Here is a 230-nt window from a genome sequence, read left to right on the forward strand (position 1 = left end):
GCCTCCAGCATGCGCTTAGCCGGATCGATCAGCCAGATGTACTGTACCTCATAGTGGGCATACAGCGGCATCTTGATCTCACGATCCCTGCTCGCCGTGGACGGAGACAAGATCTCGCAGATCCAGTCAGGAACTACCTCGAAGCGTTGATCTTCCGGCAAGTAGGGCATCCGCTCCCGTCGCCAACCGGCCAGATCCGGTACCGCCACTTCCACATTCCGCACGAAGTG

The 230-nt window shown here is 58.7% G+C and carries 1 protein-coding gene; it reads right to left on the reverse strand.

Annotated elements, in window-relative coordinates; translation table 11 throughout:
- Positions 1-230: Uma2 family endonuclease (locus tag BQ17_RS01945; protein ID WP_141699037.1), on the reverse strand; the 230-nt coding region annotated here is incomplete at both ends.

This window comes from Candidatus Thiosymbion oneisti (genome assembly GCF_900092655.1).
Lineage (GTDB): Bacteria > Pseudomonadota > Gammaproteobacteria > Chromatiales > Chromatiaceae > Thiosymbion > Thiosymbion oneisti.